Source organism: Bradyrhizobium sp. CCGUVB23 (genome assembly GCF_024199885.1).
GTDB lineage: Bacteria > Pseudomonadota > Alphaproteobacteria > Rhizobiales > Xanthobacteraceae > Bradyrhizobium.
Window position 1 is genome coordinate 9,246,356 of sequence record NZ_JANADQ010000001.1, and the last position, 19,233, is coordinate 9,265,588.

Here is a 19,233-nt window from a genome sequence, read left to right on the forward strand (position 1 = left end):
ATTGCTTCGCTGCGCTCGCAATGACGATGTTTAGCCAGCGAGCCACTTTAGAACGCCCCGCCCCGCGGCCGCTCCAGTCGCAAACGACGCCTGCAACAGATAGCCCCCCGTGGGCGCTTCCCAGTTCAGCATCTCGCCGGCGGCGAAGACGCTGGGCAGCTTTCGAAGCATGAAACCGGCATCGAGCTCGTCGAAGGAGATGCCGCCGGCGCTTGAAATGGCGCGGGCGATCGGGGCTGCACCGGTGAGCTTAATCGCTGCGGCGTTGATCAACTCAGCGAGCTGGGCCGGCCCCAGCGAGGACGGGGAAAGCCCAGCAGCCATCGCGACCTCCTGCACAAGACCGACCGCGACCGGCGATAGCTGCGCCGACTTGCGCAGGAAGTTCGAGAACGATTGTTTGCCGCGCGGCGCCGACAGACGCCTGACGAGATCAGCCTCGTCGAGATCGGGGCGAAGCGCGATCCGCAACGTCGCCTTGCCGCTATCCGCGATCGCCTCGCGCAGTTCGGCCGACAGCGCGTAGATCGCGCCGCCTTCGATGCCGCTTCGGGTGACGATCGCCTCGCCGCGCACCGTGTGTCCGCCGAAGACGAGGGCAATGCCCTTGAGCGGCTGGCCTTCGAAGCGCGTCCGGAACACTTCGGACCAGCCGACGTCGAAGCCGCAATTCGCAGGCCGCAGCGGCGAGATCGCCACGCCCTTCCCGGCGAGCACTTCCGTCCAGCCGCCGTCGGAGCCGAGGCGCGGCCAGCTTGCACCGCCGAGCGCGAGCACGGTGGCGTCGGCGCCGATGGCGAAAGGGCCATCGGGCGTCAAGAACAACAACCGCCCCTCGTCGTCCCATCCGGTCCAGCGGTGGCGAAACGCAAACCTCACGCCGGCCGCATCGAGCCGGCGCAGCCAGGCCCGCAGCAAGGGCGAGGCTTTGAACGCCTTGGGAAACACACGCCCGCTGGTGCCGACGAAGGTCGGCTCACCCAGCGCCTCGCACCATTCACGTAAGCCGTCTGGCGGAAACGCGTCGATTGCGGCTTGCAGCTCAGGTGCTGCCTCGCGGTAGCGCGCGAGGAATTGCGCCAGTGGCTCGCTATGCGTGAGGTTGAGCCCGCCACGGCCGGCCATCAGGAATTTGCGCCCCGCAGACGGCATCGCGTCGTAGACGGTGACGGCAGCGCCGCCCGCGGCCAACACCTCCGCCGCCATCAGTCCGGCCGGGCCGGCGCCGATGACGGCAACGTGAATTTGGGTCGAGGTCATGACGGGAGTTTAGGCCAGATTCTCGGGCCACAAAGGAGCTCGTCATTCCGGGGCGCGCCCTCTTAGGCGCGAGCCCGGAGTCCATACTCCCGATCGTGGTTATGGATTCCGGGCTCGTCGCTTCGCGACGCCCCGGAATGACGGTGGTTAGAGCTTGATCCCTGCTCTTGCGGCGGCTTGCGCGACGTATTTCTGCGTCTGCTCGAATGCGCCTTGCAGCGCCTTGGCCTTCGACATGTCGCTGATCTCGCCAAACTGCGCGGCGATCGCGTCCGGCGTCCATTCGGCAGGCGGCAGATTGATGCCCTCGCTCTCGATGATCCTGATCACCGCGAACGAGCCGGCGCCAGCGCCCATGATGGTGCGGGTCGGGGCATCCTCGCTGAGCATGTACTCGACCGCCGGCGTGATCGCTTCCGGCCTCATCAGTTGCAGCGCCTGCGGCGGCAACAGCTCCTCCGTCATGCGGGTCGCGGCCGTCGGCGAGATGATGTTGACGCGAATGTCGGTCTTGCGGCCCTCTTCCGCCAGCACGTTCATCAGACCGACCATGCCGGACTTCGCTGCGCCGTAGTTGGCCTGGCCGAAATTGCCATAGAGCCCTGAGGAAGAGGTGGTGAGCACGATGCGGCCGTAGTTGCGGTCGCGCATGCCGGCCCACACCGCCTTGCAGCAATAGAAGGTGCCGACGAGGTGCACGTCGAGCACCTTCTGGAAGTCGGCCGCCTCCATCTTGCCGAACGACTTGTCGCGCAGGATGCCGGCATTGGCGCAGAGCAGATCGACGCTGCCCCATTCCTTGGTGGCACGCTCGACCATCGCAGTGACTTGCTCGAAATTGGAGACGTCGGCGCCATCGGCCATCGCGGTGCCGCCCGCCTTGCGGATCTCCTCGACGACGGCCTCCGCCGGCGACAGCGAGGCTCCGGTACCGTCGCGCGCGCCGCCGAAATCGTTGACCACGACCTTGGCCCCGCGGCTCGCGAGCCCCAACGCATGCGCCCGCCCCAGACCATTGCCCGCGCCCGTGACGATAGCGACGCGTCCGTCAAACCTGATTGACATTAGTGCAGTTCCTTTCTTCCCTTCTCCCCTTGTGGGGGAAGGTGGCGTAGGCGGCCTACGGCCGCCGTCCTTAAAAGCGACGCCGACGGGTAGCGTCGGCTACGGCGCCGGATGATTGGTTGTCTCCACAGATGCGCTCGCGGAGAGAGACCCCTCAACCGCCTCGCGTTCCGCGAGGCACCCTCTCCCACAAGGGGGGAGGGTACGAGCGCGCCGATTTGAAGGCGTTTTGAGCAGCGATGGATTGCCGGGTCAAGCCCGGCGATGACGGGTACGTTCAGGCGAAATAGATCAACCCGAGCCACTCGGCGACGAGCGCCGGCTTGTCCTCGCCCTCGATCTCTACCGTCACGCTGGTGCGGGACTGCAATTCCGTCGGCTTGCGGAGTTTTGCTTCCGCGAGCACGAAACGGCCACGGACGCGCTTGCCCGAACGCACCGGCGAGATGAAGCGCAGCTTGTCAAAACCGTAGTTGACGCCCATCGTGGTGCCGGCGATGACCGGCATCACCTCATAGGACATGATCGACAGCAGCGACATTGTCAGGAAGCCATGCGCGATCGTGGTGCCGAAAGCGGTCTCCTTCCTGGCGCGCTCGGGATCGACATGGATGAACTGGTGGTCCTCGATCACGTCGGCATAGGTGTCGATGCGCGGCTGGTCGATCAGGTGCCACGACGACACGCCGACCTCCTTGCCGACCAGGGCCTGATAGGCCTCTAGCGTTATCGGCGGCTTCTTCCAGACTTCGTTCACTTAAGTCTCACTCCTTGCCTTTGGCAGCTCCGGAAAATCCTCCTCGCGGAATTCCCGGCCGCGCAGGGGATCGTCGCGATCGTCGTCGCGCTCGAGCCTGCGTAGCTGCACCCGGCGGATTTTTCCAGAGATTGTCTTCGGCAGCTCGGTGACGATCTCGATACGGCGGATGCGCTTGAACGGCGCAAGCCGGGTGTGCAGATGCCTGAAGATCGACAGCGCCGTTTCCGGCGAGCGCTCGGCGCCCGAGGTGAGCAGCACGAAGGCCTTGGGGATCGCGAGCCGGATCGGATCCGGGCTCGGCACCACGGCGGCTTCCGCGACCAGCTCATGCTCCAGCAGGACGCTTTCCAGCTCGAACGGGCTGATGCGGTAGTCGGAGGATTTGAAGACGTCGTCGGAGCGGCCGACAAAAGTGAGATAGCCCTCCTCGTCTTCGAATACGACGTCGCCGCTGCGATAGAGCTCGCCTTCGGCGCCGGACAATCGGCCGTCGTCGCCCTGATAGCCCTGCATCAGGCCGGCAGGACGGCTGTCGCCGAGGACGAGCGTTACCTCGCCCTCCTTCGCTCGATTTCCGTCGGCATCGCTGATCTGCACACGAAAGCCCGGCAGCGGCCTGCCCATCGAGCCGATCTTGACCTTCTGGCCCGGCGAATTGCCGGCAAGCGCCGTGGTCTCGGTCTGGCCGTAGCCGTCGCGGATGGTCAGGCCCCAGGCGGCGCGCACCTGGTCGATGACTTCCGGATTGAGCGGCTCGCCGGCGCCGCAGGCCTCACGCAGGGACACGTTGAACGCGGCGAGGTTCTCCTGGATGAACAGCCGCCACACCGTCGGCGGGGCGCACAGCGTGGTGACGCCGCAGCGGCCGATGGTGGCGAGCAGTCCCTTGGCGTCGAAGCGCGGCTGGTTGACCACGAAGATGGTCGCGCCCGCATTCCACGGCGCGAAGAAGCAGCTCCAGGCGTGCTTGGCCCAGCCGGGCGAAGAGATGTTGAGGTGAACGTCGCCTGGCTGCAGGCCCAGCCAGTACATCGTGGAGAGATGACCGACGGGATAGCTGCGCTGGCTGTGCCGCACGAGCTTTGGCTTTGCCGTGGTGCCCGAAGTGAAATAGAGCAGCATCGGATCGTCAGCCTGCGTCGGACCATCAGGCGTAAAGCTTTCGGCGGCTTTCGCCGCCTCGTCATAGGAGAGCCAACCATCGGCGGCGCCGACGACGATGGGCACGAGTCCGTTCGCATTGAGACTTGCAAACTTGGCGACCTGGTCCTGGGCGGCAACCACTGCCCTCGCCTTGCCGCGATCGAGGCGATCGCGCAGCTCATCCGCGGTGAGCAGCGTCGTGGCCGGAATCACGACGACGCCAAGCTTCATCGCTGCGAGCATGGTTTCCCAGAGTGGAACGACGTTGCCGAGCAGCAGCAGGAGATGATCGCCGCGCTTCAGGCCCTGCGCGCGCAGGAAGTTGGCAACCTGGTTGGAACGGCGCGACAGCGCAGCAAAGGAAAGTCTGGTCTGCCGGTCCTGCGCGGCATCGACGATCCAGAGCGCGGGCCGATCCTTGCTATCGGTGTTCTTCGCAAGCTCGGCATCGAACCAGTCGAGCGCCCAGTTGAAGGGAACCGGATCGGGCCAGCGGAAGCCTCTGACCGCGGCGTCGTAATCCGCGCGGTTGTGAAGCAGAAACGCGCGCGCTTCCTGAAAGGTCGTCATCTCAGGTCGTCCTCTCCGCGCGGATTCTGGTCGTCCAGGGAATGACGACCGTTATTTCCCGGCCAGCCCCCTAACGTGCTCGATAATTCCGGAAAAATCCACCCCGCCGTGACCGGCTGCATCGAAAGACTGATAGATCTCCTGCGCATGCTTGCCGAGCGGCGTCGTGGCGCCCGCCGCTTTAGCGGCGTCCTGCGCCAGTGTCAGGTCCTTCACCATCAGCGCCGAAGCAAAGCCCGGCTTGTAGTCGTTGTTGGCGGGTGACGTCGGCACCGGGCCCGGCACCGGGCAATAGGTCGTCAGCGACCAGCACTGACCCGACGAGGTCGAGGCGACATCGAACAGCGCCTGATGCGAGAGGCCGAGCTTCTCGGCGAGCGCAAAGGCCTCGCTCACCGCGATCATGGAAATGCCGAGGATCATGTTGTTGCAGATTTTTGCCGCCTGACCTGCGCCGGCACCGCCGCAATGGACGATCTTCTTGCCCATCTTCTCCAGCACCGGTTTTGCCGCAGCAAACGCCTTCTCGTCGCCGCCGCACATGAAGGTGAGCGTCGCGCCCTTCGCGCCGCCGGTGCCACCCGAGACCGGCGCATCCACCGAGAGCACACCCTGCTTGCTGGCGAGCGCATGCGCCTGCCGCGCGCTCTCGACGTCGATGGTGGAGCTGTCGATGATCAGCGCGCCCTTCGCCATGGCAGGAATGACGTCCTTCCAAACGCCGAGCACATGCTTGCCGGCCGGCAGCATGGTGACGACGACATCGGCGCCCGTCACGGCACCGGTCGCGCTCTCGGCAATGCTGGCGCCATCGGCCCTGGCCTGATTGCGCGAGGCCTCGACCAGGTCGAACGCGACCACCTTGTGGCCGGCCTTGACGAGGTTGGCCGCCATCGGGCCGCCCATGTTGCCGAGACCGATGAATGCGATCGTGGCCATCTTCGTTTCCTCCGCTTGAGCGTGTTTCGCTCTGTTAGTTGAATTTGAGCTCGTCGGCGCCGATCTCGGCGAAGTACGGTGCGACCATGTCTGGCGTGACATCCTCGATCCGCGGTGGCGACCATTTTGGATTGCGGTCCTTGTCGATCACGGCGGCACGCACGCCCTCGCGAAAATCATCGCTGCGGAACACTTCCAGCGCGGCGCGATATTCCCGGACGAGGCACTCTTCCAGCGAGCCCGATTGCCGCGCCAGTCGCAACAGCTTCAGCGTCACCACCATGCCGCGCGGCGATTTCTCGCCGAGCGTCTTGAGCGTGGATTGCGCGAATTCGGACCCATCGCGCTCGAACGCTGCGACGATGTCTTCCATGCGGTCGAAGGCGAACAGTACATTGATCGTCGCCTGTCTTGCTGCCACCGGCCCCGCTGTCTCACCGGTCGCAAAGCGGTTGATGAGCTTGCTCACATCGGCCGCGGAAGCGCGCAGAGGAACCTTCGTCAGCGCCTCGCGCAGCCCCGGGAGTTTTGCAGCGGGCACGACAGCGTCGGCGAACCGGGCATGGATCGCATCCGGCCCGTTCATGGTCTGGCCGGTCAGGCCGAAAAACGTGCCGATCTCGCCCGGCGCATGCGCCAACAAATACGTGCCGCCGACATCGGGGAAGAAGCCGAGGCCAACCTCGGGCATCGCCAATTTGGTGCGGTCGGTCACAACGCGATGGCTCGCATGCGCCGACAGACCGACGCCGCCGCCCATCACGATGCCGTCCATGAAGGCGACGTATGGCTTCGGAAATTTCTTGATCCGGGCGTTGAGGATGTACTCCTCGCGCCACAGGATCTTGCCGAGATCGCCATCGACCTTCGAGCTCTCCCAGAGTGCGCGGATATCGCCGCCGGCACACAGGCCGCGCTCGCCGGCGCCTTCGAGAAGGATCACGCTGACGGCCGGATCGACCTCGAAGCGGTCGAGCGCTTTCTCGATGTCGCGAAACATCTCCAGCGTCACCGCGTTGATCGCCTTGGGACGATTGAGCCGGATCACGCCGGCCGAACCTTCGACGCGCGCGATCAGATCGCCCTCTTCTACCACAACCGTCATCGCGCGCCCTCGATCAGCTTGCGCGCCACGATCAGCCGCATGATCTCGTTGGTGCCTTCGAGGATCTGATGCACGCGCAGATCGCGCACGATCTTCTCGATGCCGTATTCGCTGAGGTAGCCGTAACCGCCGTGAAGCTGCAGCGCGTGGTTGGCGACCTCGAAGCCGACATCGGTGCCGAACCGCTTTGCCATGGCACAGAGCATGGTGGCGTCGGGATCCTTGCGGTCGAGCGCGGCGGCTGCGCGCCAGAGGAACGTGCGCGCGGCCTCGAGCTCGATCGCCATGTCGGCGAGGCGGAATTGCAGCGCCTGGAATTCGTCGAGGCGCTTTCCAAACGCCTTACGCTCCTTCATGTAGCTGCGCGCCTTGTCGAGCGCGGCTTGCGCGCCGCCGAGCGAGCACGCCGTGATGTTGAGGCGGCCGCCATCGAGGCCGGCCATCGCGATCTTGAAGCCGACGCCCTCCGCGTCCAGCCGGTTTTCAACCGGCACGCGGGCGTTCTCGAAAATCACGGCGCGGGTCGGCTGGGCATTCCAGCCCATCTTGCGCTCGTTGGCGCCGAACGACACGCCCGGCGTCTTGCCGTCGATGACCAGCGTCGAGATGCCGCCGGGACCGTCACCGCCGGTCCGCACCATCGCAACGAGCACGTCGGTGCCGCCGGCGCCCGAGATGAATTGCTTCTGGCCGTTGAGCACGTAATGATCGCCGTCGCGCACTGCGCGCGTCCGCAGCGCGGCGGCATCGGAGCCTGCGCCCGACTCGGTCAGGCAGTAGCTCGCGATCAGCTCCATGGTGCAGAGCTTCGGCAGCCATTTGTGGCGCTGGGTGTCGCTGCCGAAGGCATCGATCATCCAGGACGCCATGTTGTGGATGGAGATGAAGGCCGAGGTGGTCGGACAGCCCGTCGCGAGCGCTTCGAAGATCAGCGCCGCATCGAACCGCGTCATGGCGGATCCGCCGACGTCGTCGCGGATGTAGATGCCCCCCATGCCGAGCTTTGCGGCCTCGCGCATCACGTCGACGGGAAAGTGCTTCTCCTCATCCCAGCGCAACGCGTGCGGCGCGATCTTCTCGGCCGCAAACGCCAGCGCCATGTCGCGAACCGCGACCTGATCCTCGTTCAGAGCGAACTGCATGTCGAGCTCGCGCTGTTTGAGTTACTTCATCAGCGGTATCGAGAACTCCGCGCCTTCCTTGACGCCGGACGGCCAGCGCGAGGTCACCGTCTTGGTCTTGGTGTAGAAGCGGACCGAGTCCGGGCCGTGCTGGTTGAGATCGCCGAAGCCGGACTTCTTCCAACCGCCGAAGGTGTAATAGGCGATCGGCACCGGGATCGGCACGTTGATGCCGACCATGCCGACGTTCACCTTGGCCGCAAAGTCGCGCGCGGCGTCGCCGTCACGGGTGAAGATCGCAACGCCGTTGCCGTAGTCATGATCTGACGGCAGCGCCAGCGCCTCCTTGTAGTCGTGCGCGCGCACGACCGAGAGCACGGGACCGAAGATCTCTTCCTTGTAGATCCGCATGTCCTTGGTGACGTTGTCGAACAGCGAGCCGCCGAGATAGAAGCCCTTCTCGTAGCCCTGCATCTTGAAGCCGCGGCCGTCGACGGCGAGTGTCGCGCCCTCCTTGATGCCGATGTCGATGTAGCTCTTGACCTTCTCGACCGCCTCGCGCGTCACCAGCGGGCCGTAGTCGGCGGACGGATCGATCGAGGTGCCGATCTTGAGCGACTCGACGCGCGGGATCAGCTTCTCCATCAGGCGGTCGGCGGTGGTCTTGCCGACGGGGACCGCGACCGAGACCGCCATGCAGCGCTCGCCGGCCGAGCCATAGCCCGCGCCGATCAGCGCATCGACCGCCTGGTCCATGTCGGCATCCGGCATGACGATGGCGTGGTTCTTGGCGCCGCCGAAGCACTGGCAGCGCTTGCCGGTCTGGGCCGCGCGCTCGTAGATGTACTGCGCGATCGGCGTCGAGCCGACGAAGCCGATGGCCTTGATATCGGGATCGTCCAGGATCGCATCGACCGCTTCCTTGTCGCCGTTGACGACGTTGAGGATGCCTGCCGGCAGACCCGCTTCCATCATCAGCTCGGCTAGCAACATCGGCACGCCCGGATCACGCTCGGAGGGCTTGAGGATGAAGGCGTTGCCGCAGGCGATGGCGGGCGCGAACTTCCACATCGGGATCATCGCCGGGAAATTGAACGGCGTGATGCCCGCAACGACGCCGAGCGGCTGGCGCAGCGAATAGATGTCGATGCCGGGGCCAGCGCCTTCGGTGTATTCGCCCTTCATCAGATGCGGAATGCCGCAGGCAAACTCGGCGACTTCAAGACCGCGCTGGATGTCGCCCTTGGCGTCGGGAACGGTCTTGCCGTGCTCGCGCGCGAGCAGCTCGGCGAGCTTGTCGTAATCGCGCTGCACCAATTCAACGAATTTCGTCATCACGCGGGCACGGCGCTGCGGGTTGGTCGCGGCCCATTCCGGCTGGGCAGCACGGGCGTTTTCGACGGCTGCACGGACTTCCGCTTTCGACGCCAGCGCCACCTTGGCCTGGACGTCACCGGTCATCGGCTCGAAGACGTCGGCCGTACGGCCCGACTTGCCCTTCACTTCCTTGCCACCGATGAAATGTCCGACGTCGCGCATGAATACCTCCCTCAAGAGCGGGTTAGATAGCTTTGACAAATCCTATTGACCTGCATTTTATAGGATTCAAGTCTGAGATATTGCACCATAGATGTGCGAAAATGCTGGATCAAGGCGCGATCGATTGGGACGACTTCCGCTTCGTGCTGGCCATCGTGCGGGGCGGCTCGGTGTCGGCTGCGGCAAAACAGCTCGGCGTGGATCATGCGACGGTGATCCGCCGCGTCGACCGGCTGGAGAAGCATCTCTCGGCCAAGCTGTTTGACAGGCGCAAGACCGGCTATCTCCTTACCGAGGCCGGCCAGCGCGTCGCGGACAGCGCAGAGGCGATGGAATCGACCATCGTCGCCAACCAGGAACAGGTCGGCGGCTCGCTCGCGCGGCTGACCGGCACGGTGCGGATCGGCGCGCCCGACGGGTTCGGCACCGCATTCCTCGCGCCGCGGCTCGCACCGTTTGCGGACCGGTATCCCGATCTCGATCTGCAACTTGTGGCTACGGCACGGCTGTTCAGCCTCTCCAAGCGCGAGGCCGACATCGCGATCAGCCTGACCATGCCGAAGGAAGGCCGCATCGTCGGCCGCAAGCTGCTCGACTACCGCCTCGGGCTCTACGCCGCCCCCGCCTATCTCGACCGCTTCCCGACGATCACCTCGCGTGAGGCGCTGCCGCAGCATCGCTTCGTCGGCTATATCGAGGAGCTGCTGTTCACGCCGGAGCTCGATTATCTGCCCCAGGTATCACCAAAGATTTCCGCACGTTTCCGCAGCGCCAATCTGATCGCGCAACTCAACGCCACGCTCGCCGGTTTTGGCATTGCCGTGCTGCCGCATTTCATGGCGGCGGATTATCCGCAGCTTCGGCCAGTGCTCCCTGCGGAGATCTCGATCACCCGCACCTTCTGGATGCTGATGCATGCCGACAGCAAGGATCTCGCGCGGATTCGGGCGGTGGCCGATTACATCTGTGAGATCGTGGAGCGCGAGCGGGCGCTGTTCGCGGGACGGTGAAATCGTAGCGTGCCCACCTCTTTTCTCGCCGCGGAGGCAGAAGCGGTGGGCACGGCGCGGGCGCGCCTTTGCCCACCCTATGGCATTTCGCCTAGCTCTGCTTCTCGCGCGGCTTCTTGGCAGCCGGCTCACGACGCGCGCTGTCGAGCGCGGTATCCTTGCCCGCCTTCAACACCTCGTCGGAGAGCTCGCTCGAGCCGGCAATCCGCGCTAGCAGCATGGTGCCGGCCATCGTCGCAAGCGTCGCGATCGCCTGCTTGCGCGCGGCCTTGCGCGGCACGCCGGTGACGTGATCGGCCAGCATCTCGATCATCTCGTCGAGCTTGCCGGAAAAGGCTTTGCGCGTCTTCGGGCTCTCGCGGGCGATCTCGGCGCCGAGCGCGGGGATCGAGCAGCCATGGCCGGGGTCGTCGCGGTGCAGCGCGGAGAGATAGGTCTCTGCGATCAGCGCCAGCCGCTTCTCGGGAGCGATCTCGCCGGTCATCTTGCGCCAGTGATCCATCGAGCGGTCCATGGCGTAGGCAAACGCCTCGATCACCAGCCCCTCGCGGGAATCGAAATGCGCATAGAACCCGCCATGGGTCAGGCCGGCCTCCTTCATGAGGTCGGCGACGCCGATGCCGTGCGCGCCCTTCTCGCGCAGCCGCACGGACGCCTTCCTCACGATGCGGTCGTGGGTTTCCTGCTTGTGTTCCCTGGAATAGCGCATGCCGGTCTCATTGGATGTCGAAGGTCATGTAATAACACGCTACCTGCGAAAATGGAGCATTAATTCGCTGTCAGGTTATTGCCGATCATTGCAAAGGTCGCGGTTGCGTGCACCGCAAGGTCGCCCCTGCCATTGCGGACGAAGCCTTCGGTGTAGCTGGTCTGGCGCCCGAGCTTGACCACCTTGCCTTCGGCCGAGATCAGTCCCGAGCGGACCGAGAGCGGGCGCAGGAAGGTCAGCTTCAGATCGAGGGTGACCGAGCCCTGGCCGGCTTCCAGCCGGGTCGTGATCGCGCAGCCCATGGCGGTATCGAGCAGCGCCGCGGCGGTCGCCCCGTGCAGAAGCCCGATGGTATTTTCGAGATCCTCCCGCGGCTCCAGTTCCATCACGATCCGGCCCGGCTCGACCACGGCCATGGCGAAGCCGATCAGCATCGCAAGCGGCGGAGCGGGCAGCCGGCTGTCGCGGATCGCCTCCATGACCTCGATGCCGGATAGTCCCATCGCGGCCTTGGCGACCGGCCCCGGCGCCTGCCAGCCCACCACCCGCTCGCGCCGGAGCGCGGGCGAAAACAGCTCTATCGTATCGGCTTCGGTCATGGCAGCCTCTTTTATATGATATATATCATACTATAGAGCGGATTTCGCCTTTTGCAACTTGATCAGCTCCAACGCTTGACAAGCCAGCGTTTCGGACCGGAAGTGACGGTGACCCGCGCGACCCGCCCGTGTCCAACAACGTTCGAGTTCTCACGATGGAAATGCTCAATCCCCACTGCGGCGTGACGCGCGATGCGCGCGGCGTCGTGCAGGTCATGATCTGCAATGCCGGCTCGCTCAACATCTTGAGCTCGCCCGTCACCGACGCCATGCGCGACGGCTTGCAGCGTCTCGCCGCCGACCGCAGCATCCGCGTGGTGGTGCTGCGCGGCCAGAGCGAGAAGAGCCTGATCGGCGGTGCCGACATCAAGGAGATGGCGAAGCTCGACCAGATAGCCGCCGAGGCGTTCATCTCCCGCCTGCGTGATCTCTGCGAAGCCGTGCGCAACTTCCCTGCCCCCACGATCGCGCGGATGCCGGGGTGGTGTCTCGGCGGCGGGCTCGAGGTCGCGGCTGCCTGCGACTTCCGTATAGCCGCGCATGATGCGCATTTCGGCATGCCGGAGGTGCGTGTCGGCATCCCCTCGGTGATCCATGCGGCGCTGTTGCCACGCCTGATCGGCTGGGGCCGCGCGCGCTGGCTGGTGATGACGGCGGAAAACATCGACGCACCGACGGCGCTGGCCTGGGGTCTCGTCGACAAGGTCGCGCCGGAGGGCGCACTCGACGAGGCGGTCGAGCACACCGTGAAGGCGCTGCTCGCCTGCGGCCCCGAAGCGCTACGGTCGCAGAAGGCGCTGCTGCGGCAATGGGAGGAATTGCCGCTGACCGAGTCGGTCAATCTCAGCGTCAAGGTGTTCGGCGAGTCGTTCCTGACGGATGAGCCGACCCGGCTGATGCAGGAATTCGTCAACCGGAAGCGGTAAGGCTGTCTCGGCATCCAGCACGCCGCAGCCTCTCCGTATCCTTGCACTGCCTCTCGAATACTGGATCACCCGCTTTCGCGGGTGATGACGGTGTTGTTTGTGGCGTGGCCGCCCACCAACGCTAAAAAAATCTCATCCCACGCACGACAATTTCTCATGCCGGGTGCAGTTGCATTTTTTGCGACGCATCATATGATGATCATAATCTCACAACATCCTGCCCAGGGAGCCCGCCATGGCCGCTGATCCCGTCGTCATCGTCTCTGCCGCCCGCACGCCACTTGGCCGTTTCATGGGCGAGCTGTCGCCGCTCGCTGCGCACAAACTCGGCTCGCACGTGATCTCCGCGGCGCTGGACCGCGCAAAACTTGCGCCCGAGAAGGTCGACGAGGTCTTCATGGGCTGCGTGCTGCCCGCGGGCCAGGGCCAGGCGCCGGCCCGCCAGGCGGCGCGCGCGGCGGGCCTGCCCGATGCCACCGGCGCGACCACCGTCAACAAGGTCTGCGGGTCCGGGATGAAGGCGACCATGCTGGCGCACGACATCATCCGCGCGGGCTCGGCCGACATCGTCGTTTCCGGCGGCATGGAGAGCATGAGCAATGCGCCCTACCTGCTGGCGAAGGCGCGCGGCGGCTACCGCGCCGGCCACGACCGCATCATCGACCACATGATGATGGACGGGCTGGAGGACGCCTATGAGACCGGCCGCTCGATGGGCGACTTCGGCGAGGCCACTGCGGAAGCCTATCAGTTCACGCGCAGGGATCAGGACGCCTTTGCGATGGAGACGCTGAGCCGCGCGCGCAAGGCGGTGGAGAGCGGCGCGTTCAAGGCCGAGATCGCACCGATCACGCTCAGCGAGAAGGCCGGTCCTCGCGTCATCGCCAATGACGAGCATCCGCTGAAGGTCGATCCGGCAAAGATCCCCGGATTGAAACCGGCGTTCCGCGCCAACGGCACTATCACGCCGGCGGCGTCGTCCGCCAATGCCGACGGCGCAGCCGCGCTCGTGCTGATGCGCCGCACGCTTGCCGATCGCAATGGCCTGCCGGTGCTGGCCGAGATCAAGGGCCACGCCACCCACAGCCAGGAGCCGCAATGGTTCACCACCGCGCCGATCCCGGCGATCCGCAAGCTGCTCGACAAGGTCGGCTGGAGCGTCGATGACGTCGACCTGTTCGAGATCAACGAGGCCTTTGCCGTGGTGGCTATGGCCGCGCAGCGCGACCTCGGTATTCCCAGAGAGAAGCTCAACGTCAATGGCGGCGCCTGCGCGCTCGGGCATCCCATCGGCGCCACCGGCGCGCGGCTGATCGTGACGCTGCTACATGCGCTGGAGGCGCAGAACCTCAAGCGCGGCGTCGCGGCACTCTGCATCGGTGGCGGCGAAGCGACCGCGATCGCGGTCGAGCGGTTTGCAAACTAGGCAAAATGTCCGGAATTGAGGGAAGTCTGGCATTTCAGACGCGCGCGACTCGTGCCAGAATGCCAGGCTTGAACAGGTCACGCTAAATCCTCCAGGTAAGGTTGGGGCTCAATGATTTCGAACTGGCTCGCGGCAACACTTGGCCGCCGAAAGATCCACTACGGCTGGGCGATGGTCGGCGTGACCTTCCTCGCCGCGCTGATCAGCGCCGGCACCGTCGGCGCGCCCGGCGTGTTCATCGTGCCGCTGCAAAAGGAATTCGGCTGGAGCACCGCGGAGATTTCTTCCGCGCTCTCGATCCGTTTCATCCTGTTCGGCCTGATGGCGCCGTTCGCAGCCGCCCTCCTCAACCGCTACGGCCTGCGCAACGTGACGCTGACGGCGCAGCTCATTGTCGTCTCGGCGCTGGTGGCTTCGCTCGGGATGACGCAGGTCTGGCAGCTCATGCTGCTGTGGGGCGTCGTGATCGGCATCGGCACCGGCATGACGGCGCTGGTGTTAGGGGCCACCATCGCCACGCGCTGGTTCGCCGCGCGGCGCGGCCTCGTGGTCGGCATCATGACCGCGAGCGTCGCCACGGGGCAGCTCGTGTTCCTGCCGCTGCTCGCGAGCCTCACCGAACGCTTCGGTTGGCGTCTCGCACTCTCTTTCGTCTGCCTCATGCTCGGCGTCTCCGCCACCGCCGTCGCGCTCGTCATGCGCGACCGGCCGAGCGATGTGGGCCTGCGCCCGTTCGGCGACGAGGGCAACGAGCCCGTGCCCGTCCCGCCGGTCAGCCACGCGCCGATCACAGCCGTTGCGCTCGGCACGCTGCGCGACGTCTCGACGTCGAGCGCGTTCTGGATTCTGTTTGCGACCTTCTTCGTCTGCGGCGCCTCGACCAACGGTCTCGTCCAGGTGCACCTGATCCCGATGTGCCTTGATTTCGGCATCCCGCAAGTGCAGGCAGCAAGCCTGTTAGCTGCGATGGGCATCTTCGACTTCTTCGGCACCATCATGTCCGGCTGGCTGTCCGACCGCTACGACAATCGCTGGCTGCTGTTCTGGTACTACGGCCTGCGCGGGCTCTCGCTGGTGTTCCTGCCGTTCAGCGATTTCTCCTTCTACGGCCTGTCGTTGTTTGCGATGTTCTACGGTCTCGACTGGATCGCCACCGTGCCGCCGACGGTGCGCCTGACGGCGCAAAAATTCGGCCCCGAGCGCGCCAATCTGGTGTTCGGCTGGATTTTTGCCGGCCACCAGCTCGGCGCCGGCACCGCCGCCTTTGGCGCCGGCCTGTCGCGGACGCTGCTGGCGAGCTACCTGCCCGCCTTCTTCATCGCCGGCGCACTCTGCGTGTTCGCCGCGCTGATCGTGCTGGCGCTCGCGCGGCATCCAAAGCCTGCGCCTGCAGTCGCGTAAAAGGGTCACCATGCCGCGCTGCTGAATGTGGCCCGATGCCCAGGGGTGCGCGGGCCATAGCCGACCAGGCCCCCTTCTCTACTGCGTCCCGGTCGCCATGGATTGTGTGAAATCCGTAGCTCTTGGCGAGGTACGCGATGCTGGCGCGCTGCTTAGAGTCAAAACCGGCAATGCTCGATTGAACCCAGCGCTCACGCACCAACCGAAGGTACTTCACTCGCGACGTATCACCATGTCCGCTTTGCACCAGGGCGCGTGCCGGAGAGCGGCGCCCTGCATCACACTAACGCACCTCTTCATTCGCCGTTGTTATTCGATCCGCAGACGCTATCCTGCGCAGGCGGCGCCGCCGCGGCATTCATCCGATAATTCAAGTTATGGGAGAATCGCATGAAATTCATAACCACGTGGAGTGTACCTCAAGGCACTTTCAATGCAGCCGTCGCCCGCTTTCTGGAAACCGGCGGAGCACCACCCGAAGGCGTCAAGATGCTGGGCCGCTGGCATGGAATGAACGGACAGGGATTTGCGATCTCTGAATCGAGTGATCCAAAGGCGATGTATCGCTGGCACGCACAATGGGCTGACCTGCTCCCGTTGACCGTCACACCTTGCCTCGAAGACGGCGACGCGGGTGAAGTGATGGCGTCGCTACCCAGGCGTTGATCCTCAATCCTCCATCACTGCCGCCGCCAAGATCGGCGGCAGTGGCCTACCCGACCGTTTCGGAATGTCGGTCTATCGGCGGAAGGCAGGAGATGAATGGCCTCCAGTCGAAACGGAGACGTGAGCACGAGCGCCATGGCTCGACGCGAAAACTGCCGGTAGTCCGCGCGTCGCTTCGCGATGAGCGACGAAGCTACGGCCTGATCGTCATATTCGCCGGCGGCCCCGGCGTCCTGAGCGGCTCGGCCAGCCTCGCAAACTCGCACAGCAGGGACCGCGTTTTGCGGGGATCGATGATCTCTTCGACCCAGAACTTTTCGGCCGAGCGGAACGGCGAGCGCAGCTTGTTGAGGCGATCCTCGATCTCCTTCAGCTTCGCCGCCTTATCCTCCGCCGCATCGATGTCGGCGCGATAGGCCGCCTCGATGCCGCCTTCGAGCGGCAGCGAGCCCCAATAGGCCGACGGCCAGGCGTAGCGGATCGAGAAGCGATCGGCCGGCTGATGTACGACGCCGGCAACGCCAAACGCGTTGCGCAGGATCACCGTGCACCAGGGCACCGTGGTCTGGTTGACCGCGGCCATGGCGCGCACGCCGTGGCGGATCGTGGCGGCCTTCTCCGCGTCCAGCCCGATCATGAAGCCCGGGCAATCCATGAGATAGACGACCGGCAGATGGAAGGTTTCGGCGAAGTCGACCCAGCGCACCACCTTCTGGCAGGCGTCGGCGGTCCACGAGCCGCCATAGTGGAAGGGATCGCTGGCAAGCAGCATTACAGCCCTGCCCTCGAGCCGCGCGAGGCCAACGATGACCGGCTTGCCGAAATTGCCGGCGACCTCGAAGAACGAGCCCTTGTCGACGACGGACTCGATGATGGGGCGCATCTTGTAGACCTGCCGGCGGTTGCGTGGCACGGCCTTCGTCAAGCCCTCGTCAATGCGTTCCGGGTCGTCATGACAGGGCAGCGTCGGCGGCAATTCGTAGACCGATGACGGCAGATAGGACAGAAAGCGCCGCGCGCAGGCGAACGCCTCCGCCTCGGTCTCGACGGCATGATCGACCGCGCCGGCGCGGGTCTGGATATCGGCGCCGCCGAGATCCTGCTTGGACAGATCCTGCCCGAGGCGCTTCACGACCGGCGGTCCCGCGACGAACATCGCGGACGCCTTGGTCATGATGGAGTAGTGGCTGGCGGCAAGCCGCGCAGCGCCGAGGCCCGCGACCGAACCGAGCCCCAGCGCCACGACAGGCACGCGCGCGAGATTCTCCGTCGTGAAGCGATACCAGCGCGTGCCGCCGATGCCACCCGGCAGGTTCGCCGCGCCCTTGGTCTCGATCGTCTTGACCGAGCCGCCGCCGCCGGAGCCCTCGATGATGCGGATGATGGGCAGGCGGAAATCGTGCGCCATCTCCTCCGCCATCAGCGGCTTGGCGGAGATCGACGCATCTGCCGAGCCGCCGCGCACTGTGAAATCGTCGCCAACCACTACCACCGTGCGGCCGTCGACCCTGGCGCGGCCGAACACGCAGTTGGCCGGCGACACATGCTTGAGCTCGCCATGCACGTCGTATTCACCGATGCCGGAGACGGCACCGATCTCGTGAAAGCTGCCTTTGTCGATCAGCCCGTCGATACGCTCCCGAACAGTCAGTCGGCCCTGGTCATGCTGTCGCTTGACCTTGTCAACGCCGCCCATCTCCCGCGCGAAGGCTTCGCGCCGGGCGAGCTCGTCGAGTTCCGGCTTCCAGTTCATTCAGTCCCTCCGGCGCGATAGGCTTGTTGTTATTTCGCACGGCCATCGCGATCGGCTTGCGCTCGAGACGATTGTTGAGGAAGTCGCCCTCGGCGCCTTCGAGCAGGTCGCCGACCGCCTTGCCGAGTTTCACCATCAGCGGCGCGACTTCGCTGTGCAATCGTTCTTCGTCATACATGGCTGCCAGGAGGCCGATCGTGACCACCACGACAGTCTGGTATTGCGGCGACCACATCGGCACCGCGACGCCGTTGATGTGCGGGCTCCACAGGCCGCAGGCCACGACATAGCCGTGCTCACGCAGGAACTGGCGATTGGCCTCGATGCGCGGCTTCAGAAGCCGCGCCGCCTCCGGCGCCTCCCGCTCCATCTCCGCGATCAGGGCATCCCCGATCTCCGGCTGTAGCGCCGCCGTATAAGCGGCACCCGCGGCAGTCGAGGCCATCGCGATCCGGCTGCCGGTTCCTTCATGCAAGCCGAGCGCGCTCGCCGAGCGGGCAAACTCGAGATAGACGAGATGGAACCGATCGGGGATGACGAAGCCCACCGTCCCCGGCAATTGCTCGGCGACATCCTCGAGCCGCAGGTGGATGAGGTTGCGCAGCTGCGCGCCCTTCATCATCGAGGCGCCCATCGCGACCGCGCTCGGCCCGATCCGGTATTTCTGATCGCGCGGCAGATACACCAGCTGCCCCATGCGCGTCAGCGTGTGCGTGAGCCGCGACACCGTCGAGCGCGGCAGGCCGCAGCGATTGGAGATTTCGAGATTGCCGAGCCGCGCCTCGTGGCCCTCGAAGCATCGCAACACATCGAATGCGCGCGATACCACCTGGATGACATCACTTTCGCCAGCCTCGCCAGCGAGCATGCCTTGCCTACTCAACCGCTCCGAACGTCGTCCCATGTTCCCTACCACTATGTTTCGCTCTGCGGAATTAAATTCCGCTTGAAGGACACGCTACCTCAGGCATCTTGCGACGACAACAAAAAGGCGATTGGCATGCCAGAAATTAAGATCGTCACGGAAGTCGCAGGACGCATCTGCGCGATTCCCGTTGAAGTTGGAAAAAGCGTCGCGGATGGCGACGACGTTGCATTCGTCGAGGCCATGAAAATGGAAATTCCGGTGCCCTCGCCTGCGGCAGGCACGATCACATCGCTCCTCGTCAAGCTGGACGACGTCGTCGCCGAAGGCCAGGCGATCGCGATCATCGCGAGCTGACAATGCAATCAGCACCGCG

The 19,233-nt window shown here is 65.1% G+C and carries 18 protein-coding genes; 6 read left to right on the forward strand and 12 right to left on the reverse strand.

Annotated features, from left to right (window positions below):
- Nucleotides 1-30 precede the first annotated feature (30 nt).
- From NLN62_RS43435 to NLN62_RS43470, 8 genes are all read right to left on the reverse strand, one after another.
- Complete coding sequence (locus NLN62_RS43435) at nucleotides 31-1,260, reverse strand: TIGR03862 family flavoprotein (RefSeq protein ID WP_254112780.1); 1,230 nt, start codon at nucleotides 1,258-1,260, stop codon at nucleotides 31-33.
- Between the two features lie 147 nt (nucleotides 1,261-1,407).
- Nucleotides 1,408-2,325, reverse strand: coding sequence for an SDR family NAD(P)-dependent oxidoreductase (locus NLN62_RS43440; RefSeq protein ID WP_254112782.1), 918 nt, complete (start codon nucleotides 2,323-2,325; stop codon nucleotides 1,408-1,410).
- 277 nt (nucleotides 2,326-2,602) lie between these two features.
- The gene (locus NLN62_RS43445; protein ID WP_027523785.1) at nucleotides 2,603-3,082 is read right to left on the reverse strand and encodes a MaoC family dehydratase; all 480 of its coding nucleotides are present in this window, start codon (nucleotides 3,080-3,082) and stop codon (nucleotides 2,603-2,605) included.
- Complete coding sequence (locus tag NLN62_RS43450; protein WP_254112784.1) at nucleotides 3,083-4,798, reverse strand: AMP-binding protein; 1,716 nt, start codon at nucleotides 4,796-4,798, stop codon at nucleotides 3,083-3,085.
- Nucleotides 4,799-4,849: 51 nt separating this feature from the next.
- Nucleotides 4,850-5,839, reverse strand: coding sequence for a 3-hydroxyisobutyrate dehydrogenase (gene mmsB / locus NLN62_RS43455; RefSeq protein ID WP_256375279.1), 990 nt, complete (start codon nucleotides 5,837-5,839; stop codon nucleotides 4,850-4,852).
- Entirely contained in the window at nucleotides 5,772-6,842 is a 1,071-nt protein-coding gene (locus NLN62_RS43460; RefSeq protein ID WP_254112786.1) for an enoyl-CoA hydratase/isomerase family protein, read from the reverse strand. Before NLN62_RS43460 ends, mmsB begins: the two co-directional genes overlap by 68 nt.
- Nucleotides 6,839-7,984 carry an isobutyryl-CoA dehydrogenase gene (locus NLN62_RS43465; protein WP_254112788.1) on the reverse strand — a complete coding sequence of 382 codons (1,146 nt, stop codon included), beginning with the start codon at nucleotides 7,982-7,984 and terminating at the stop codon, nucleotides 6,839-6,841. The genes NLN62_RS43460 and NLN62_RS43465 overlap by 4 nt, the downstream gene beginning before the upstream one ends.
- 21 nt (nucleotides 7,985-8,005) lie before the next feature.
- The gene (locus tag NLN62_RS43470; protein ID WP_027523780.1) at nucleotides 8,006-9,502 is read right to left on the reverse strand and encodes a CoA-acylating methylmalonate-semialdehyde dehydrogenase; all 1,497 of its coding nucleotides are present in this window, start codon (nucleotides 9,500-9,502) and stop codon (nucleotides 8,006-8,008) included.
- Nucleotides 9,503-9,603: 101 nt separating this feature from the next.
- Between NLN62_RS43470 and NLN62_RS43475 the strand changes: the two genes are divergently transcribed.
- Nucleotides 9,604-10,512, forward strand: a complete 909-nt coding sequence (locus NLN62_RS43475; RefSeq protein WP_027523779.1) for a LysR family transcriptional regulator — start codon at nucleotides 9,604-9,606, stop codon at nucleotides 10,510-10,512.
- A 91-nt stretch (nucleotides 10,513-10,603) separates the two neighbouring features.
- Here the strand turns inward: NLN62_RS43475 and NLN62_RS43480 are convergent, their stop codons facing one another.
- Nucleotides 10,604-11,221 (reverse strand): TetR/AcrR family transcriptional regulator, encoded by a 618-nt coding sequence (locus NLN62_RS43480; protein ID WP_254112790.1) that lies wholly within the window; start codon nucleotides 11,219-11,221, stop codon nucleotides 10,604-10,606.
- Between the two features lie 59 nt (nucleotides 11,222-11,280).
- Nucleotides 11,281-11,820, reverse strand: a complete 540-nt coding sequence (locus tag NLN62_RS43485; RefSeq protein WP_027523777.1) for a PaaI family thioesterase — start codon at nucleotides 11,818-11,820, stop codon at nucleotides 11,281-11,283.
- Nucleotides 11,821-11,975: 155 nt separating this feature from the next.
- Here NLN62_RS43485 and NLN62_RS43490 point away from each other — a divergent pair, with 155 nt between their 5' ends.
- The 4 genes from NLN62_RS43490 to NLN62_RS43505 all read left to right on the forward strand — a co-directional run bounded on the left by NLN62_RS43490 (nucleotide 11,976) and on the right by NLN62_RS43505 (nucleotide 16,239).
- Complete coding sequence (locus NLN62_RS43490) at nucleotides 11,976-12,746, forward strand: enoyl-CoA hydratase (RefSeq protein WP_027523776.1); 771 nt, start codon at nucleotides 11,976-11,978, stop codon at nucleotides 12,744-12,746.
- Between the two features lie 235 nt (nucleotides 12,747-12,981).
- Entirely contained in the window at nucleotides 12,982-14,172 is a 1,191-nt protein-coding gene (locus NLN62_RS43495) for an acetyl-CoA C-acyltransferase (protein ID WP_027523775.1), read from the forward strand.
- Nucleotides 14,173-14,283: 111 nt separating this feature from the next.
- Complete coding sequence (locus tag NLN62_RS43500; protein WP_027523774.1) at nucleotides 14,284-15,573, forward strand: MFS transporter; 1,290 nt, start codon at nucleotides 14,284-14,286, stop codon at nucleotides 15,571-15,573.
- 390 nt (nucleotides 15,574-15,963) lie between these two features.
- Entirely contained in the window at nucleotides 15,964-16,239 is a 276-nt protein-coding gene (locus tag NLN62_RS43505) for a DUF3303 domain-containing protein (protein WP_084801476.1), read from the forward strand.
- A gap of 193 nt (nucleotides 16,240-16,432) precedes the next feature.
- Here the strand turns inward: NLN62_RS43505 and NLN62_RS43510 are convergent, their stop codons facing one another.
- On the reverse strand, nucleotides 16,433-17,992 hold the full coding sequence (locus tag NLN62_RS43510) for an acyl-CoA carboxylase subunit beta (RefSeq protein ID WP_254112792.1): 1,560 nt from the start codon (nucleotides 17,990-17,992) through the stop codon (nucleotides 16,433-16,435).
- Nucleotides 17,922-18,896 (reverse strand): IclR family transcriptional regulator, encoded by a 975-nt coding sequence (locus NLN62_RS43515; protein WP_254112794.1) that lies wholly within the window; start codon nucleotides 18,894-18,896, stop codon nucleotides 17,922-17,924. The genes NLN62_RS43510 and NLN62_RS43515 overlap by 71 nt, the downstream gene beginning before the upstream one ends.
- A gap of 42 nt (nucleotides 18,897-18,938) precedes the next feature.
- Between NLN62_RS43515 and NLN62_RS43520 the strand changes: the two genes are divergently transcribed.
- A complete protein-coding gene (locus NLN62_RS43520; protein ID WP_256576071.1) occupies nucleotides 18,939-19,214 on the forward strand; it encodes an acetyl-CoA carboxylase biotin carboxyl carrier protein subunit in 276 nt (91 codons plus the stop codon).
- Nucleotides 19,215-19,233 lie beyond the last annotated feature (19 nt).

Coding starts and splice junctions, on each gene's coding strand:
- NLN62_RS43515 (WP_254112794.1), bottom strand. CDS start 18,896: ATGGGACGACGTTCGGAGCGGTTGAGTAGGCAAGGCATGCTCGCTGGC.
- NLN62_RS43460 (WP_254112786.1), bottom strand. CDS start 6,842: ATGACGGTTGTGGTAGAAGAGGGCGATCTGATCGCGCGCGTCGAAGGT.
- NLN62_RS43495 (WP_027523775.1), top strand. CDS start 12,982: ATGGCCGCTGATCCCGTCGTCATCGTCTCTGCCGCCCGCACGCCACTT.
- NLN62_RS43440 (WP_254112782.1), bottom strand. CDS start 2,325: ATGTCAATCAGGTTTGACGGACGCGTCGCTATCGTCACGGGCGCGGGC.
- NLN62_RS43500 (WP_027523774.1), top strand. CDS start 14,284: ATGATTTCGAACTGGCTCGCGGCAACACTTGGCCGCCGAAAGATCCAC.
- NLN62_RS43450 (WP_254112784.1), bottom strand. CDS start 4,798: ATGACGACCTTTCAGGAAGCGCGCGCGTTTCTGCTTCACAACCGCGCG.
- NLN62_RS43505 (WP_084801476.1), top strand. CDS start 15,964: ATGAAATTCATAACCACGTGGAGTGTACCTCAAGGCACTTTCAATGCA.
- NLN62_RS43475 (WP_027523779.1), top strand. CDS start 9,604: ATGCTGGATCAAGGCGCGATCGATTGGGACGACTTCCGCTTCGTGCTG.
- NLN62_RS43510 (WP_254112792.1), bottom strand. CDS start 17,992: ATGAACTGGAAGCCGGAACTCGACGAGCTCGCCCGGCGCGAAGCCTTC.
- mmsB (WP_256375279.1), bottom strand. CDS start 5,839: ATGTCACGCCAGACATGGTCGCACCGTACTTCGCCGAGATCGGCGCCG.
- NLN62_RS43485 (WP_027523777.1), bottom strand. CDS start 11,820: ATGACCGAAGCCGATACGATAGAGCTGTTTTCGCCCGCGCTCCGGCGC.
- NLN62_RS43465 (WP_254112788.1), bottom strand. CDS start 7,984: ATGCAGTTCGCTCTGAACGAGGATCAGGTCGCGGTTCGCGACATGGCG.
- NLN62_RS43490 (WP_027523776.1), top strand. CDS start 11,976: ATGGAAATGCTCAATCCCCACTGCGGCGTGACGCGCGATGCGCGCGGC.
- NLN62_RS43435 (WP_254112780.1), bottom strand. CDS start 1,260: ATGACCTCGACCCAAATTCACGTTGCCGTCATCGGCGCCGGCCCGGCC.
- NLN62_RS43480 (WP_254112790.1), bottom strand. CDS start 11,221: ATGCGCTATTCCAGGGAACACAAGCAGGAAACCCACGACCGCATCGTG.
- NLN62_RS43470 (WP_027523780.1), bottom strand. CDS start 9,502: ATGCGCGACGTCGGACATTTCATCGGTGGCAAGGAAGTGAAGGGCAAG.